Below are 15,215 nucleotides of genomic sequence, written 5' to 3'. Positions count from 1 at the left end.
TGCCAGCTGGTCCTTTTTTTTTGCATCAGCTGAACCTGACCTTGCCCACACTGCAAGTAACTACAATATGTATAGGTGCCGGACAGTAATTTCACTACATGTGTACAGATACTAAAGATTTACGGCAAGTTGACAAGAGCAAAAAATGATGGGGAGAGGGGTTGTAATTCTTGCGAAATTTCTTAGCCCACGCCTTGTAAGGCCTGGCAACATGTCAACCAAATCAAAATTTTTTTCTTAATATGATCGGGTGCGTGTTTTTTAGTCATCCATGGCTACCCAAGAGCCCCTAACGCATTCTGAGCGACTCATTTTTCCTGACAAGTAGCTACCCTAATTTTCTTCGTTTAAACCCTTTGGGGGGGCGTTAAAGAGAAAATAAGTGCAATGCCGAGCGTTTCGGTTGAAGCTAAGTCAGCTTCTCAACCTGATTATGTAAGTATGCTAATGCCGCTTCCTGCTTTTGATCCATTCCTGCGCCCCGACATTTCGCATGCGAAATGTTGAGTATTCAATGGCGTGACTTAGTCATCATCCCACGCTTCACTATGTCCTTCGCAGAACGTACAGCCAAACGCCGCACTAAGATCAGGAACGGATGTGCTGTGATAAGTACAGTTATGGCACATGTCCACCGAATCATGCAGCGCCAGGCAGGCCGTGCACAGGTAGCTATCACCAAACTCACACACTGTGTTATACCCCTCACAGTCTGAGCATCCGGCCGGCAAACCTTCATGCATATTGTGTCTCGTCAGGGGTACGGGGTTAATTAAGATGTATCGCTTATCCTGATACCCGCATCCGCTGCAGAGAAAATCGCCTCCATGCGGCCGCAATATAATAGTCGCGTGACATCTGGTGCAGGCAACGTCTATATGAGCGTCAGAATAATGGCACACACAGCAAAGATCATTATAGAGCGGCATATCCGCAACAGGCTGCTCAAGAATTACTGAGTCCTGACTGCAGGCAGGACAACGCAAAACAGGGCGCTTAGCATTACGTTCTTCAGCAATCCGCTGCTGAACGGATTCCTGCCGGAATTTGGCCCCCGCATAAAACTCACTGCTGCGAAGCATTCTGGTTTCATCTGTAGCCAGCTTCTCAAGTAACTGCCCGCCAAACAGTGATGACCAGTCTTCGCGCATCAATCGATTCAGCGCAAACCAGGCATCCGCCTGCTCAATAAGCACCTGCTGCTGATCCCCTTCACTGAGTTCATTATGATAGAAGTGCACCACGCGGTTACGGTGATTTTTAATCTTGCCGAACAGCCCTGCAGTTTTTGGAGGAAGCGGTTTGTCCAGAACGTCTCCCAGACGGGCGCAGGCCTCGTCATAGCTAACCGACTGGAAGTCTCCAGCAAGATATTTCTTTAGTTCTAACTTTTTACCTGAACAGACCAGCGTCCAATGTTCGTGAACCAGAGGTACCTTCATCAGAATCTCAACAGCCGTCCAGAAGCTGACTACTGAGAACTTGGCTTGCCCTGCCTCAAGCTCCTCGCGCGCCTTGTTAAGAAAATCCAGCCCGTTGGTTATAAGCGCTACTGTTTCCCGAGACAGTCCGGGGCCATCATCCCAGCCGTCATCAAAATCCATCATTATCTATTCCTATAGTTAGCGTTATTTTGAAGGCGGCCGGGAACACTTATAAGACTGATACCGCAAGCCTATACCAATCGCTTGCTGTTAACCGCCATCACCACCCGTCGAATGTTCATGCAGGAGGCCGTCGAGAATCTGCGCATCTACATTGTGCGTAAAACAGAGGACCTCTTTGGAAAGTTCAACAACGTCCCGCCGCTCAACGGATAACATATCTCCTTTAGTATCCCGGCCATTGCGATGAATAATGTCATGACGTAGTTTCACCGCAGCCCCAATAACTCGTAGCGACTCCTCTGAAAACTCCGTCAACAGCGTGCTACGGAACAAGCTTCTTGCAGGGCCAATGTTGTGAAGCGAAAGTGTATCGAGAGCTTTTTTTATCTCGGCGTCGATAGCTGAGAGTGCTTTATATAAGTTAGTCAGTGGAAAGCTTTGTTCTCTGAAAGGTTTATAGCTGGCCACAAACCTTTCTTTAACTGTTTGTCTGTCAAAAATTTCCCGTTTGAGAATATCACCCAAATAGGCTTCCATAGCCGTGATGATACTGGCATAGCACATGCGCTGTAGGGACAGGTTTTCCGGCTGCGTGGCGGAGAGGATGACGGTTTCTTCAATGGACTCGCGGCTGTATTGGTGAGGCCGCGTCTCCTGCTGCTGGATCTCCTCCAGGTCACGGAAGTCTTCCTCATACCCGCTATCAATCAGCGGCGCGATGTTGAGTTCACAGACTGCATCATCCGGGCAGGCAGACAAGAATGCAAAATGAAAGAAATGATTGTTAATACAGGGAAAGTTAAATCGATCTGTATAACTGAACTCTGCATACATCGAAGGTGAACTCAGCATCGCGTTTACAAGTGGTGTTGAACTATGATTAAGCCAGTATGTTTCTTCTAAGGGCGGGACAAAATTCTTTTCCAGCTCTGCTGCAGATGGAAAACACGCAATCCAGTCATCCAGTGTGGTGCCCTGCGTCGCCGCAAGAAAGCTACTGTTGGCTTTGGCAAATCCATTTACCCTTTGGAGTACATCGGGGTCCGAATCAGTTTGCTGCAACATAATATTCCAGCTATCAAGTGATTCCTGTACCAGAGCTGTAACGATTTTGAGGTTTTCATTGAAGTGATCTCTGCATGCGTCAATATCGTAACCGTCCAAAACCATACGTCTGCGGATCGTTGCAGCAGAAGCCCGGTAACCAACGAAAGCATCATCTGGGAAATAATCGTACTCGCCTTCAGCAGGACAGTTTTCTCTAACGCGATCACTTCGTTTAAAAAACCACGTATTGTGATGATTACGATAGGTTTCAATAGCTGTGCCGCAAACATTCAGATCTATGTAAGTGGACATGTACTTTCCTTTACTAGGCCTGTGATGCACTGCGCAGCAGTTTCAGGGACATTTCGGTGTCGAGGCTGAACCGCACCTGGTGGCTGGCAGCTACGTCCAGCGCAAACACCTTCGTATAAACCTCGGTTGACTCAAACTTCTCGTGCCCAAGCAGCGATTGCAGCACCTTGGGGGGCACGTGGTGATAGAGCATATGCATGGCGAAGCTGTGCCGGAAAGTATGCGGGGAAATATCGATGCTGAACCGCACGCCGGCACGGGCAGCTGCATCGATGGCCCGGTTTATCCAGTTCCTCACCGTGCGATCGGAGACGGTCCAGACCGGCAGAGCACGACGCTCACCGGTATCACTGTCAGTTTCAAATTCCTCCCTGACGCTGGCAAACAGCCGGCGCATCTCGTCAACGTAGGCAGGATCGGAAAGCGGCACCACACGGTTGGGACTGGTACCTCTTCTTGGACGTCCGCTGCCGGCACGCCGCTGCTTGGCAGTGCGGATTACCACGTGAGGGATCTCGTCGTTCAGCCGGAAGTCGCGGCGGCGAAGCGCCAGCACCTCGTTAAGCCGGCCGGCAGTGTTCCAGAGCGTATTCACCAGAGCATGCTGTGTCCAGTCAGGAATGTGATGGAGCAGGGCAGCAACCTCGGGTGCCAGAAGATACCGTGGCAGTTCAGTGTAGGCGCCAGCCATGGTTCGGAGTGACAACGCGCGGCCATAATCGTGCCGGGCGGGCGGCAGCGCGATCGGGCCGTTAACGGATGGTAGCGACATAAACCCTCATTCATCAGTGACAGCGCTACGTAAAATCTGGCGGAGTGAACCCCTACGCCTTTCTCAGATTTCACACAGCGACGTCTGCTCCTGTTCTGCCCATTTTCCCCTGTCTGGCGGGCGCGGGCCACCGGAAAAATCCGCTGAGTGGTCCTGCATCATTTTCCGACTTCTGGATATATACCATAAAACGGAACAAAACAGCAGGCGGGGCAGGGGGTTTAAGGGGCGACTCAGGCCAGTAGATGCCGGCTATCATGATGATCGTACACCATTTTTTTGGCTTCAGGCCGTAAATCACCCCCTGACGCCGGGTTTCCGGTTATAGCGGAAATCGGAAAGGCAGTACACAGAAGGGAGAGAGAACAACAAGCGGACTTATACTCTCAGACAATATGTGTCGCCGCCTTTTAAACTTCGCGAGGTATCTATACTTTTAAAAAGGTATCGGTTCAGTTCAACAAAAAATAACTTTCTTCCTGGTAAGCACTACTCAAAAAGCTTTATCAAACTGCGCACATAATACTATTAAGTGCGCAAGTTAAATTTAGAAAAATAAGCAAAAAATACCTCTTGACTCTTGACAAAGACGTATTATCAAGGTAAGATAGTATTATATTCAGGAAAGGAAGCGAAGCTGCTTCCGGGACATAAGTCGGGTCCTCTGCGAATAAAGATAATAACAACGTCAGAGAATCCGAATGGTGTGTTCACGCCAGGCTCTGACGACCGTCAGGGCCTTTTTTTATGTCCTGAACAAAATAGAAATCCGCATTATCAGGGTGCAACGCCCGGGGAAAAGTGCGCCCATTGGGCAGTCGATTGGCAAACAAAAGCGAGGTGAAACATGCGTTAGAGAAAACTGAAAATAGAAAGAGATTTATTTTTTTTAAACCAACAAGGATTTTCACATGAAAACCATGTTCAGCAGTAGAGAAATGTTCTTATCCACCCATTACACAGGAGAAACCTATGGGCCTATTATTAACCGTAAACTTCAACAAGTATTATTCAGGCGTCAATCCTGGGCAACCAGAAAACGAGCGCCCCCCCCGTAAGAAATCCCGCGTCAAAATGGTAGCTTTAGAGCTTCTGCTTGGTGTCGGGCTGACTTATAAAGCCGATCCATATATGAATGTCGCTAAAGCGACAGTGGGTAAGGTATTGGAAGTATTGACAGTTTCACCGGAGCACGCCGCCGTTGGTGGTGCATTGCTTTGCTACGCAGCGGTCTGCGCGGCTCCGATGATTATTCTGTGGATGGGACGTTATCTTCTTACTGAGTAGTTTTAGACTGTTATTACAGAGTCAGGGTTGCCCCCCTGACTCTGTTTATAATAACAGAGCACTGCTCATATAACAACCATGTATCATTTTATGATATCTAGCATGTGATTGTCTGGTTCAGGAAGCTGACCCGATAGTTATCACAGTTGGGGTATAGCTTGCACAGCAGCGTTCTGAAGGTGGCTGATGACCGGTTCTGATTTATAAGCGTTCACCTCTTTCATAAACGCCATTAAACTTGCCGCATACTCTTCCTTAAGATGGTGCATATATTCTTCCAGCCCATTATGCTCTTCCACACGTTTAGAAATCCCATCATATCGCATCAGGTTTCGAAATAGCATTCTGATAGATTCGCCCTTAAGTGTATGGACTTCTCCATCGAGATGATATCTGAAGGAAGTGTGATCATATTTACAGAAGCCCATAAAGGCGCGCATTTCTATTTCAGACAGGATAGCTTCTTCGACAGGCTCCCACATCACTCCTTTTGAAAACTTACCCTCAAATTCAGATGCTTTATTCGTAACATTTCTAGCAGTTCTTAGTTCCTCCAAGGCTTCTCTAATTTCCTCCTGGACCTTCTCAGACATATCATAAGATTCAGCAAGGCTAGCCAGTGCCTCCTGTGCTGCTTCAAGCATTGGATTTTTGAAAATCAATATGATCAGCATTAGTGGAGACATTAACCGAACCGGGGGAATGGTAAAAGAGCGGGTTTCAGTTGATCTCTGTTCATCCCTTTTATTCATAAAATCACTCTGCCTACTTAAAATTTGCTTTCTGACACTTCCAGTCCAGTCATCATTCCCGAACAACTCATTCGGTTTTTCGGGGAACATGAAGATTGCGTGCTCAAAGAAATTGAAAGTATGAAGTAATTGCTGGTAATACGGGTATGAGGAATTTTTTGCTCGCTGACTCCGTACATTAAGCGCATTTACGGCTATCAGCAGCAGCACGTCATTACGTATTGTAGACCTGACCGGAGATGTGTAATTTTTCTGAAAATTATAGTCAACAGCCCCATTATAAACACACTCCGTGTGTACAAACTTCAGCAGGTGATACAGCGTTCTCATATAGCGGCTGATGATTTCATGTCCGGTCAGGAAAGCCAGACAGTTCTCTAGGCCTAGCTCATGTATACTGATATGAAAAAACTCATAGATATCTACCTGACTCCTCTGCTTATCACTATGACTATAAGAATTAATAGCTTTAATATTATCATATTCTGATTTGCTCAATTTTCCTGTATCTAAATAGGAACATAACTGATTATGATAATTATCGTGCTGCGCAAGCAGCATGGCATAGCGGTTTTCAAAAGCGGCGTGTCGGTTTGAAGTCTGTGTTTCTTCAAGCGTCTTTTTACCTAATTCCATACTGTATTCCATTGACTGGCGGGCTATCTGCGCACTTTCTGCCGCTTTTCGGGCCGCAAGCCAGGTCGCAACAGCAGCCCATACGGTGCCCAAAGCGCTGGCTATAGCCACTATACCTTGCCACGACCCAATCGAATCTATAATGACATTACTGATAAATAACACAGCAATAACTGTAGCAATTACTATTATTAAAAAATCTATGAATTTATTTTCTTTAAATTTGTAATACATCTCTACTTCCTTTTAGATACTGAATTTTAATCCTCAAGAGAGGAGATGTGTTCAGTGTAAATTTATACTTAAATAACTTTCCGGGTCAGAATCCGGCAGATAAAGCCATACTTATCCGCTTGATATCAACCATGCTAATCTCGGATCAGCATTAGCTGCAGCTGCGCCAGCACCTGCGTTTTGGTCATTTTCTTCAATTCCGGCAACATCGCTTTAAGCGTTAATGTAGATGTAGCATATTCGATAACTGGCTGCACGGGTGCTGGAAGCCGGCCCACGCGTTTGAGTTCCATCCGCTTATAAGTCGGCAAAGAAATGCACAGCTCTTTTGCTGCTCGCTCCTGTGTCCATCCCATGCCACGCCGCCAGACGCGCAACTCATAGGAGGTCATCGTGCAGGACCATATGTGTGATGCAGAACTACTCTTAATGCCTCCCGGCCCCGCTGTCTTTCAGGCTTTATCCCTGCAATTGCCGGTAGCATCAACGAAAAAAACATAAAATGCATCTGAGAAAATCCCCTTAAAATTTATAAATCAAAAGTATCAAAATGATACTTTACGAGCTTTAGTTTTAAGATGCAAAAAAGCAATATATCTGCATGACAGGTTGCATCTGAGGAGGGTAGACCACCGCATGCTCTGCGCTACAGCCAGCATCTTAGTTGTAATCGCCCTGACACTCGCCGCCCACACCTGGCAGGTAAACCATTATGCCTGAGAAGGGGTTATCCAGATGCCAGGTCATATGATGACGCCTTTCGTTGTTGAAGCCTTTAGTGATTTTGCTAAATCTGCCAATAAAAAACCCGCCAAGCGGCGGGCTTATTAAACGTAATCGTCAGGGTAATCATTAAGCAGATCATCGCCATAATTGGATAACAGGCGTAACGCAAAGGAAACCTCAGCCAGATTGGCATCATCACTCGCAGCAAATACCGTCATTTTGACCAGTTCCTGAGAAGTTCCTAATTCATACCCATTCATCATTAAGAATATTGATGCCGCCTGAAACGCCGTACGCTTATTCGCGTCGTTAAAAGCATGAGCCTTAGCTATACCAATCAGGTATTGTGCCGCCAGTATGAAAATATCATCACAACCCTCATAATAATTGAGCGTGTGGACGCGATGCAGAGCCCCCTCTAACTTTCCCATATCAGGCGGCCCGCTATGAGGTAGCGTAGAACTTTGGATCTCTACTACCTGCGCTGTTTCAAGAAAAGTGATTTCCATTACTTATCTTCTAACGCTTTAATAATCCCGGCATGCTTACTTTGAGTACGCGATTTTGCTTCTTCAAAAGTAAGTCCCAAACCTAATCCCTTGCCAGAATTAGTATTTTTCTGTCGGATTTTTTCATAACCAATTCCACTTTTATTTTCTGTGTTACTTTTTTTCCAGGCAGGTTGCTCTGACGGATATATGCTCTTGCCGATTTGCGCACTAATAATGATGTCGGCCTTGCCGCGCTGGGTAATGGTAACAGGCTCCCCGCCGCGGAGTGCTTCAAGCACATCTGCCAGTTCGTCACGCATTTTTGTATAGCTAATCGTTTTCATGTTGTAGAACCCCTAACCTGTACATGTACAGGTTAGAGATTAGCAAACTAACCATACCTTTTGCCAGTGGCTGATAGTAAAAAAAACCGTGTACATAAACAGCCCGCCTCATCGGTGCATATCGCCGCTCTGTAGAGGGGTTTCGCGCTCTATTGAAGGTAAAGAGATGAATTTACATAGACGTGACCAAGCGCTTGCAGATTTCTGCTGCCTGGCTGAGCAGGTTAGCCATTAACCCAGAACAGGCCGCATAGTGGGATCAGATTAACGATTTGTTGTCCTCATCACTAATTCTCTATTCCTTTTTCGTTATTAAAAACAGGGTTCTTCTGACTCCCTATCAAGTTCTTTCTCCGTCTTTACAGAGGTGCAACTGGCAAAATTATGCCAGTCATATTACTGTATATAAAAACAGTTATAATTTTCCAGGCAAACTTATGAGCGCTTCTTTCACATTGCAGCTGGCCACTGATGAGCCGCAGGATTTGGCACTTCCGCTTTTTCTTGAGCGGGTTCCAGCAGGTTTTCCATCTCCGGCTCAAGACTATATTGAGTCAGAGCTAAACCTGCATCAGTACTGTGTAAGGCATCCTGCTGCCACATTCTTCCTTCGGGCTTCAGGAAACAGCATGACCAGTGCTGGTATGAGAGATGGCGATCTGCTGGTCATTGACCGTGCGGTGACTCCGGAACATGGTGATACCATCGTGGCCACCGCTGAGGGTGAGTTTATCGTCCGGCAGCTGCAGCTGCGTCCCCGCCTTGCGCTGCGATCGCTGACGCCTCCTTATCAGGCCAAAGATATCAATCCGGATGAGCTCGATATCTTTGGCGTAGTCACTCACTTTATTCATAGCACCCGGAGCAAATGATGTTTGCCCTGGCCGACGTTAACAGCTTCTATGCCTCCTGCGAACAGGTCTTCCGTCCCGATCTTAAAGGTCAGCCTGTAGTGGTTGCCTCAAATAACGATGGCTGCGTCATCGCCAGAAACAAAGAGGCTAAGGCGCTGGGTATAAAGATGGGTGAGCCTTGGTTCAAACTGCGTGAAAGAGGCTTTTCAAAAAATGTACATTGCTTTTCAAGCAATTATGCACTCTAGTAAGTTAAGTGGAATGCAACATTGACTGGGTAAACTTTGAGTAGCAATGCTGCTGTCAGAGGTAAACACAATGATGATTCCACCAAATGAGGACGTTCTGGTACTGGCGGAGCGCTGGCTGAAACTGCTGTCCGACCTGGGCAGGGCTCAGGCCACACTCTCCGCCTACCGCAGTGCCCTCAGCCATTATTTTGCGTTCTGCAGCCAGAACAGCATTGAACCTGAAAAGGCCCGGTTTGAAGACCTGGCCGCCTACATCAGCCCTCAGCTACCCGGCATGCCTTTTCCCGCGGCCAGCGCCACGCTCCAGCTGCGCCTTTCTGCGATCCGTCTCTGGTATGACTTTCTGGTTTATCAGGATATCTGCAGTCTCAACCCGTTACCCCGTTCGGGTTTGCCGGGGAGCGCTTATACGGGACGCGGTCTGGTTCCCCGTATCACACGTCTGCCCGTTATTCCTGATGATGAGCAATGGCTCAGATTCCTGATGCATGTCTCTGCCGCCTCCCTGCGTGACAGATTGATGCTAGCCCTGGCGTATTACGGTGCGCTTCGTCGCGCAGAAGTAGCCTCCCTCATGCTTGAAGATATTGATCCTGCTCATCGTCTGATTCGTGTTCGCGCCGAAACGACGAAAAACAGGCGGGAAAGGATAGTCTGCTACAGTTCCGCCGTAACACCGGTGCTGGCAAATCATTTCCGGCAGTTACGGCTCGCGGGTTACCGAGAAGGTGCATTGTTTCGCTCGGCTTCTGATCGTAACCACGGTGCCCCCCTGTCTTTCTGGAACTGGAGTAAAACCGTCCGGAAATGGGCACTTGATGCCGGCCTTCCACAAATCACCACACATACCTTCCGCCATCTTCGTCTGACGCACCTGGCACGCTTTGGATGGAAACTCCATGAACTAGCCGCATACGCAGGACACCGCGATCCGCGTACTACCCAGATTTACATCCATCTTTCAGGTTCTGATTTGGCTGGTCGGATGGCCGCTGCAGTAGCTGAAATTGATCGAAAAGTTGCCGGCCTTATTTTTCAGACGGAGACTCGCTGATGAAAGAAGAAATAATCATGTGTACTTATAGCCCCTTTGAACGTACAGATTATCAGCTGAATGATGTGCTCACTGCTGAAGAACGGGCAGCGCTAAGTACAGGCCATCGCAGATCAGCCGCTCTCGAACAGCCGGATTCTTTGTCATTGTTACTGATGCCTTTGCAGGATATTGCCACTCGCAGTGGAACCAGTGACAGGCTGATCAGAATCATAATTCTTTCCGTTCTGGCAGAAACACACCGGACAGGGAAACCCTGCTGGCAGTGGCCGCAGGAAAAATGGATTTATCTGTTACAGCAGCATGAATCAGGCAGGCCGCTGCTTGCCGCTTTTGCCTTTCATCTTGGCCCATTTTCTTCTCCGTTCAGTTTGCCGCATCAGGGCGCGCCGTCGCTGTATGCCCGAGCCATTTTTGGACAGAACATTTTCAGTCAGGAGCTCAGCCGTCTGACTGAAGCTCTGGTTTCGCTTGGGTATAAAAGTCAGAACCAGAAAAATGCTCTGTCAGCCATACTCGGCGTACTGATGCTGATGAATAAAAATCCTCAACTTGAAAGCTTTACGATCGATCTGCTGTGGCGGGCACAGAATTATCACGACCGGGGAATAGCAAAAACAGCTGGCAGGGTTTCACACGCACTTGCCGCAATGGGCATCATAAAAAATTCTGTGCGTATGCGGAATTATAAAGAATGGCATGAAAAACCCACGCAAGGTATCGCGGCAGACTGGGTCAGGTGGTGCCGGAAATGGAGGCATACGTCAGTGCTTCGCCCCCGATCGCGGGAGAACCAGTACAGTTTTATTCTCCGCTGTGGGCTGTGGCTTGCCCGTGAATATCCGGATATTCACGAACCGGCCGACTGGACAATGGAAACCTGTGCCAGCTTTATTGCGGCAGTTGGACGAATGAAGGTGGGCGAGCTGTCACTGGGCACTGAAGGAGGTGCCCGGCAATCTGCCCGGATAGGTGAGCCCTTGCTGCCGAATTCCCGTAGTGGATTTGTTTATGCGGTTCGCCGTTTCATGATCGATTATGAAAACTGGGGCTGGGGGCGACTGAAATTCAGTCCGGCACGACATCTCTCTACGCCTGGCACTCCACTGTTCCGTCAGAGTGTAAATCCCCGCGTCATTGATGATCCGGTCTGGCTGAAGCTGATCTGGGCAAGCCTCAATCTGCGCCATGAAGATCTCCTGAGTGACATTCACTATCCTCTGTCCATGTTGCAGGCGATGGCCGTTATCTGGACACATGCCGGGCTGCGCCAGAACGAGTTAATGCGTCTTACTGCTGGCTGCATCACTCTGCAGGCGGATGATATCAGGCGGGAGGATGGCAACATCATTCCGGCAGGAACGCTTTGCTACCTCAGCGTACCGGCAGGAAAAACGTCTAAAGCCTTTGTAAAACCTATCTCTGCCGTCGTGAAAAAGTACGTTGATATCTGGCTCAGCGAACGTCCACAGGAACAGGCAGCTCTTACGGATGAGCGTACCGGTGAAAAAGTCCGCTTCCTGTTTCAGTTTCGGGGCAAACCTGTCGGCAGGGATGTCATAAACCGGACTGTCATCCCGGTTCTCTGTGCCAGAGCGGGTGTGCCTGCGCAAGACAGCCGGGGGCCAATTACCAGCCATCGGGGGCGCGCTTCAGCAGTTACAGCCCTGGCCAGTGTTCCACAGGGCATGACTTTGTATGAGCTGATGCAGTGGTCAGGTCATTCTACGCCTCAGTCCACCATGCATTATATTCGTATACGTCCTACCCAGCTGGCTGCGTCTTTTGTGAAGGCGGACCGGGTGGCGCATATGATGAGCGTGCTAATCGATCATGATCCGGAGGCTGTCAGCCTGACCGGACCGGCAACCTATTACGATTTAGGGGATTCTTTCTGTACGAACCCATTCTGGAGCAGCTGCCCTCACCGTATGGCCTGTATCGGGTGCGATTTTAACCTACCTAAAGAAAGCGCCAGAGGCCTGCTGCTGGAAAGTAAGGCTTCAGTGAAGCGTTATCTGGAGGAAGTTCCTCTGACTGCTGACGAGCAAGAAATTGTCGTTAACGATATGGAAAAACTGGATTATGCATTGAAAAAACAGTAAGGCACCCTGTTTCGCCCCGGAGAAGCATTTTGCCTGAATGGACCCGGGGCGAAGGTTCAGACAGGTTATATTACTTTCTCATTAAAGATTCCCAGAGGTCCTCCGCCAGAAACCTGCTTTACGTTAACAGACCCCAAAGCGGAAGATGATTATTTTTTCAGCCACGTTTCCATATGCTCAATTTCACCTTTTTGCGCTTTGATAATGTCCTCTGCCATCTTCTTCATTTCCGGATCTTTCCCGTATTTCAGTTCCGTTTCGGCCATGGCAATAGCCCCTTTGTGGTGCTCAATCATGCCCCTGGCAAACGCTCTGTCAGCATCCTGCTCCTTCATGGCATTCATCATGCCGCTGTGCATCTTTTGCATACCAGACATGTACTCTTTTGAAGCCGGGGACATATTCATATCCTGGGACATCTTTGAATCCGGCTGCTGTGCTATAACGGCAGCCGGCAGGGCAAAAATCAGTGAAGCAAAAACAAATTGCGTTTTTTTCATAACGTCACTCCTTCATGTATTGGATTCAGACTTCAGATTTTCCCGATATCCTTTAATGTGCCGGGAAACCTATTACTGATACTAAGGCAGTACAAGACCATGAAAATTGCCGACCTGCCGGTAAAACGTTAAAACACCTCCCGGGGAGCCGGCATCATTGCCGTGAACGTAATTACATTATCGTTCATGGAAACCTGCAGATCGCCCTCATGAGCCAGTAAAACAGAACGGGTGATGGACAGCCCCAGCCCGGCACCGTCCGTATTATGCTGACGGGAAGCGTCGCCCCGGTAAAAGCGGTCAAAAAGCCGGTTCAGACTATCCCGGTTGATATTTTCTGTGGGGTTAGAGATATGTATAAAAACCCTGCCGGCGTGGTGTTCAGCCAGCACATTAATAGCTGATCCCGGTAATGAATATTTTATGGCGTTAGTTATCAGATTACTCATTGCACGACGCAGCATCAGGCGATCGCCTCTGACAACTGCCTCCCCCTGCAGAGAAAGCGTTTTACCGCTGTCACCGGCAAGCGGTTCAAAAAAATCGAGGAGCTCTTCCAGCTCTGCGTTTAACGAAATGTCCTGTTTCTCCAGAGGCATCAGCCCGTTTTCAGATTTAGCCAGGAAAAGCATATCACTGCTCATTCTGGCGAGCCGGCTCAGCTCTTCCAGATTTGAAAAAAGTACCTCACGGTAACTTTCGGCATCACGTTCACGGGACAGCGCAACCTGAGTCTGCATCATCAGATTACTGACAGGGGTACGCAGTTCATGCGCGATATCCGAAGAGAACTCAGACAGACGACAGAATGAATCTTCCAGCCGTTCAAGCATGCTGTTAATTTCAGCTACTGTTACCTTTAGTTCGGCTGGCAGATTATGGCCAGGGAGACGTTTGCTCAGGCTGTTAATCGTAATTGCTGAGGCAAGCCGGTTTATTTCATTCAGAGGCCTGAGTCCCATCCGGGTGACGAGCCATCCCAGAAAAACGGAGATAAATATCAGGGCGACATTAAACCAGACCAGCCATCTTTTAAGCTGACCGATAAACTCATCATGAAGGCTGGTATCATAGGCGGCCGTAATCAGTACATCGTTTAGTTTTCCTGCGCTCTTAGCATTAATTTTTCTGACCATAACGTTATAACGCCAGCTATCTTCCTCTACCGTCTGCATAATACCCGGACGGGTAGCTTCGCCGCTAAAGCGCTCATAAGGCACCAAAAAACCGGGTGATGAATAGTCGGCCAGCATCTGGTTATCAGTTGTTTTAACGGAAAGATAAAGTCCGCTGTGACCAACCATGGCATCCGAAAGCTTTCGTGCAAGCGATGCGCTGTCGAGCTTTCCGGCGTGCACCTCGCCCTCAAGAAGCTCTGTGGCAAGTTCAAGCTTTCCGGTCAGCAATGTGGCATCCTGATGACGAAAATAACTGCTGAGGGCGGCTACAAGCAGCACACTCGAAAGAAGCCAGACGGACATCATCACGCCGGCAAAGATTATGCTCAGTCGTGATGTCAGGGACCAGTTACGCTTCACTCTTCCCGTATCTCCAGCACATATCCGATACCCCGTACCGTGTGAATAAGCTTTGGTGTAAAGTCATCATCCACCTTACTGCGAAGTCGTCTGACGGCTACATCAATCACATTGGTATCGCTTTCAAAATTGATATTCCAGACCAGAGATGAAAGCAGGCTCCTTGGCAGCACCTCTCCGGTCCGCTGTAACAGTAGCTCAAGCAGCACAAATTCTTTAGCAGACAAATGTATCTTTTTGCCGGAACGGCTCACACTCCGGCGGGTGACATCCATAACCAAATCAGCAATGCGGTGCGTACCGGACGTTTGCGTACGGTTGCGTCTGAGCAGGGTGCGGATACGCGCCAGGAGTTCGGCAAAATCAAAGGGTTTGAGCAGATAGTCATCCGCGCCAAGATCGAGACCTTTAATCTTTTCACTGACGTTATCCCGGGCAGTCAGAAACAACACGGGCTCTTCGTGCCGGGCCATACGCATCTGCTGAAGAATATCCCAGCCGTCCATTGAGGGCAGCATTACATCCAGAATAATGAGATCATAATGCTGTCGCAGGATATGCTCCAGTCCCTGACGCCCATCGTTTACAAGGGTTACATCATATCCCGCTTCCAGAAGCCCCTGTTTCAGGTAGGTACCGGTTTTCAGTTCATCCTCAACGATCAGCATAGTGGTCATGGGCAGCTTTCCTGCAGGCTACGGTTAG

General features: G+C 48.5%; 15 protein-coding genes and 1 pseudogene. 5 read left to right on the top strand and 11 right to left on the bottom strand.

The genetic code is table 11. From position 1 onward, the window contains the following. Positions 1 to 524 precede the first annotated feature (524 nt). The 4 genes from ACXKZD_RS20095 to ACXKZD_RS20080 form a co-directional block, all read right to left on the bottom strand. Positions 525 to 1,607 (bottom strand): hsdR, encoded by a 1,083-nt coding sequence (locus ACXKZD_RS20095; protein WP_488982162.1) that lies wholly within the window; start codon positions 1,605 to 1,607, stop codon positions 525 to 527. 87 nt (positions 1,608 to 1,694) lie between these two features. Next, positions 1,695 to 2,966 (bottom strand): HEPN/Toprim-associated domain-containing protein, encoded by a 1,272-nt coding sequence (locus ACXKZD_RS20090; protein ID WP_488982161.1) that lies wholly within the window; start codon positions 2,964 to 2,966, stop codon positions 1,695 to 1,697. A 13-nt stretch (positions 2,967 to 2,979) separates the two neighbouring features. Beyond that, entirely contained in the window at positions 2,980 to 3,738 is a 759-nt protein-coding gene (locus ACXKZD_RS20085) for a tyrosine-type recombinase/integrase (RefSeq protein WP_488982160.1), read from the bottom strand. A gap of 710 nt (positions 3,739 to 4,448) precedes the next feature. Then, on the bottom strand, positions 4,449 to 4,649 hold the full coding sequence (locus ACXKZD_RS20080; protein WP_488982159.1) for a hypothetical protein: 201 nt from the start codon (positions 4,647 to 4,649) through the stop codon (positions 4,449 to 4,451). A gap of 61 nt (positions 4,650 to 4,710) precedes the next feature. On the opposite strand from ACXKZD_RS20080, the gene ACXKZD_RS20075 reads away from it, so the two are divergent. Further along, positions 4,711 to 5,025, top strand: coding sequence for a hypothetical protein (locus ACXKZD_RS20075; RefSeq protein WP_488982158.1), 315 nt, complete (start codon positions 4,711 to 4,713; stop codon positions 5,023 to 5,025). A 140-nt stretch (positions 5,026 to 5,165) separates the two neighbouring features. On the opposite strand, the gene ACXKZD_RS20070 is transcribed toward ACXKZD_RS20075, so the two are convergent. From ACXKZD_RS20070 to ACXKZD_RS20055, 4 genes are all read right to left on the bottom strand, one after another. Then, the gene (locus tag ACXKZD_RS20070) at positions 5,166 to 6,647 is read right to left on the bottom strand and encodes a putative phage abortive infection protein (RefSeq protein WP_488982157.1); all 1,482 of its coding nucleotides are present in this window, start codon (positions 6,645 to 6,647) and stop codon (positions 5,166 to 5,168) included. Between the two features lie 134 nt (positions 6,648 to 6,781). After that, on the bottom strand, positions 6,782 to 7,039 hold the full coding sequence (locus ACXKZD_RS20065; protein ID WP_488982156.1) for a helix-turn-helix domain-containing protein: 258 nt from the start codon (positions 7,037 to 7,039) through the stop codon (positions 6,782 to 6,784). Between the two features lie 435 nt (positions 7,040 to 7,474). After that, positions 7,475 to 7,882, bottom strand: a complete 408-nt coding sequence (locus tag ACXKZD_RS20060; protein WP_488982155.1) for a type II toxin-antitoxin system death-on-curing family toxin — start codon at positions 7,880 to 7,882, stop codon at positions 7,475 to 7,477. After that, positions 7,882 to 8,208, bottom strand: coding sequence for a type II toxin-antitoxin system Phd/YefM family antitoxin (locus ACXKZD_RS20055; protein WP_488982154.1), 327 nt, complete (start codon positions 8,206 to 8,208; stop codon positions 7,882 to 7,884). Before ACXKZD_RS20055 ends, ACXKZD_RS20060 begins: the two co-directional genes overlap by 1 nt. A gap of 437 nt (positions 8,209 to 8,645) precedes the next feature. Between ACXKZD_RS20055 and umuD the strand changes: the two genes are divergently transcribed. The 4 genes and pseudogenes from umuD to ACXKZD_RS20035 all read left to right on the top strand — a co-directional run bounded on the left by umuD (position 8,646) and on the right by ACXKZD_RS20035 (position 12,472). After that, the gene (gene umuD / locus ACXKZD_RS20050; protein WP_488982168.1) at positions 8,646 to 9,080 is read left to right on the top strand and encodes a translesion error-prone DNA polymerase V autoproteolytic subunit; all 435 of its coding nucleotides are present in this window, start codon (positions 8,646 to 8,648) and stop codon (positions 9,078 to 9,080) included. Next, positions 9,080 to 9,307, top strand: a pseudogene (locus tag ACXKZD_RS20045) (Y-family DNA polymerase); the annotation flags it as partial. The gene umuD and the pseudogene ACXKZD_RS20045, both read left to right, overlap by 1 nt. Positions 9,308 to 9,380: 73 nt before the next feature. After that, the gene (locus ACXKZD_RS20040) at positions 9,381 to 10,367 is read left to right on the top strand and encodes a tyrosine-type recombinase/integrase (protein WP_064740974.1); all 987 of its coding nucleotides are present in this window, start codon (positions 9,381 to 9,383) and stop codon (positions 10,365 to 10,367) included. Then, a complete protein-coding gene (locus ACXKZD_RS20035; protein WP_061704456.1) occupies positions 10,367 to 12,472 on the top strand; it encodes a tyrosine-type recombinase/integrase in 2,106 nt (701 codons plus the stop codon). Before ACXKZD_RS20040 ends, ACXKZD_RS20035 begins: the two co-directional genes overlap by 1 nt. 149 nt (positions 12,473 to 12,621) lie before the next feature. Here ACXKZD_RS20035 and copM read toward each other — a convergent pair whose 3' ends face one another. The 3 genes from copM to ACXKZD_RS20020 all read right to left on the bottom strand — a co-directional run bounded on the left by copM (position 12,622) and on the right by ACXKZD_RS20020 (position 15,187). Further along, complete coding sequence (gene copM / locus ACXKZD_RS20030) at positions 12,622 to 12,972, bottom strand: CopM family metallochaperone (RefSeq protein ID WP_039389835.1); 351 nt, start codon at positions 12,970 to 12,972, stop codon at positions 12,622 to 12,624. A 128-nt stretch (positions 12,973 to 13,100) separates the two neighbouring features. Beyond that, complete coding sequence (locus tag ACXKZD_RS20025) at positions 13,101 to 14,510, bottom strand: heavy metal sensor histidine kinase (RefSeq protein WP_061704457.1); 1,410 nt, start codon at positions 14,508 to 14,510, stop codon at positions 13,101 to 13,103. Further along, a complete protein-coding gene (locus ACXKZD_RS20020) occupies positions 14,507 to 15,187 on the bottom strand; it encodes a heavy metal response regulator transcription factor (protein WP_039389839.1) in 681 nt (226 codons plus the stop codon). Before ACXKZD_RS20020 ends, ACXKZD_RS20025 begins: the two co-directional genes overlap by 4 nt. Between the last annotated feature and the right edge of the window lie 28 nt (positions 15,188 to 15,215).

The sequence above is a fragment of the Pantoea sp. ABR1s genome (genome assembly GCF_057812235.1).
The sequence above is the reverse complement of the archived record's forward strand: the minus strand, read 5'-3'. Positions and strand labels throughout refer to the sequence as shown.

What these genes read in the sequence shown, in the direction of transcription:
- ACXKZD_RS20095 (WP_488982162.1), bottom strand. Translation starts at nt 1,607, where the DNA reads ATGATGGATTTTGATGACGGCTGGGATGATGGCCCCGGACTGTCTCGG.
- ACXKZD_RS20090 (WP_488982161.1), bottom strand. Translation starts at nt 2,966, where the DNA reads ATGTCCACTTACATAGATCTGAATGTTTGCGGCACAGCTATTGAAACC.
- ACXKZD_RS20085 (WP_488982160.1), bottom strand. Translation starts at nt 3,738, where the DNA reads ATGTCGCTACCATCCGTTAACGGCCCGATCGCGCTGCCGCCCGCCCGG.
- ACXKZD_RS20075 (WP_488982158.1), top strand. Translation starts at nt 4,711, where the DNA reads ATGGGCCTATTATTAACCGTAAACTTCAACAAGTATTATTCAGGCGTC.
- ACXKZD_RS20070 (WP_488982157.1), bottom strand. Translation starts at nt 6,647, where the DNA reads ATGTATTACAAATTTAAAGAAAATAAATTCATAGATTTTTTAATAATA.
- ACXKZD_RS20065 (WP_488982156.1), bottom strand. Translation starts at nt 7,039, where the DNA reads ATGACCTCCTATGAGTTGCGCGTCTGGCGGCGTGGCATGGGATGGACA.
- ACXKZD_RS20060 (WP_488982155.1), bottom strand. Translation starts at nt 7,882, where the DNA reads ATGGAAATCACTTTTCTTGAAACAGCGCAGGTAGTAGAGATCCAAAGT.
- ACXKZD_RS20055 (WP_488982154.1), bottom strand. Translation starts at nt 8,208, where the DNA reads ATGAAAACGATTAGCTATACAAAAATGCGTGACGAACTGGCAGATGTG.
- umuD (WP_488982168.1), top strand. Translation starts at nt 8,646, where the DNA reads ATGAGCGCTTCTTTCACATTGCAGCTGGCCACTGATGAGCCGCAGGAT.
- ACXKZD_RS20040 (WP_064740974.1), top strand. Translation starts at nt 9,381, where the DNA reads ATGATGATTCCACCAAATGAGGACGTTCTGGTACTGGCGGAGCGCTGG.
- ACXKZD_RS20035 (WP_061704456.1), top strand. Translation starts at nt 10,367, where the DNA reads ATGAAAGAAGAAATAATCATGTGTACTTATAGCCCCTTTGAACGTACA.
- copM (WP_039389835.1), bottom strand. Translation starts at nt 12,972, where the DNA reads ATGAAAAAAACGCAATTTGTTTTTGCTTCACTGATTTTTGCCCTGCCG.
- ACXKZD_RS20020 (WP_039389839.1), bottom strand. Translation starts at nt 15,187, where the DNA reads ATGACCACTATGCTGATCGTTGAGGATGAACTGAAAACCGGTACCTAC.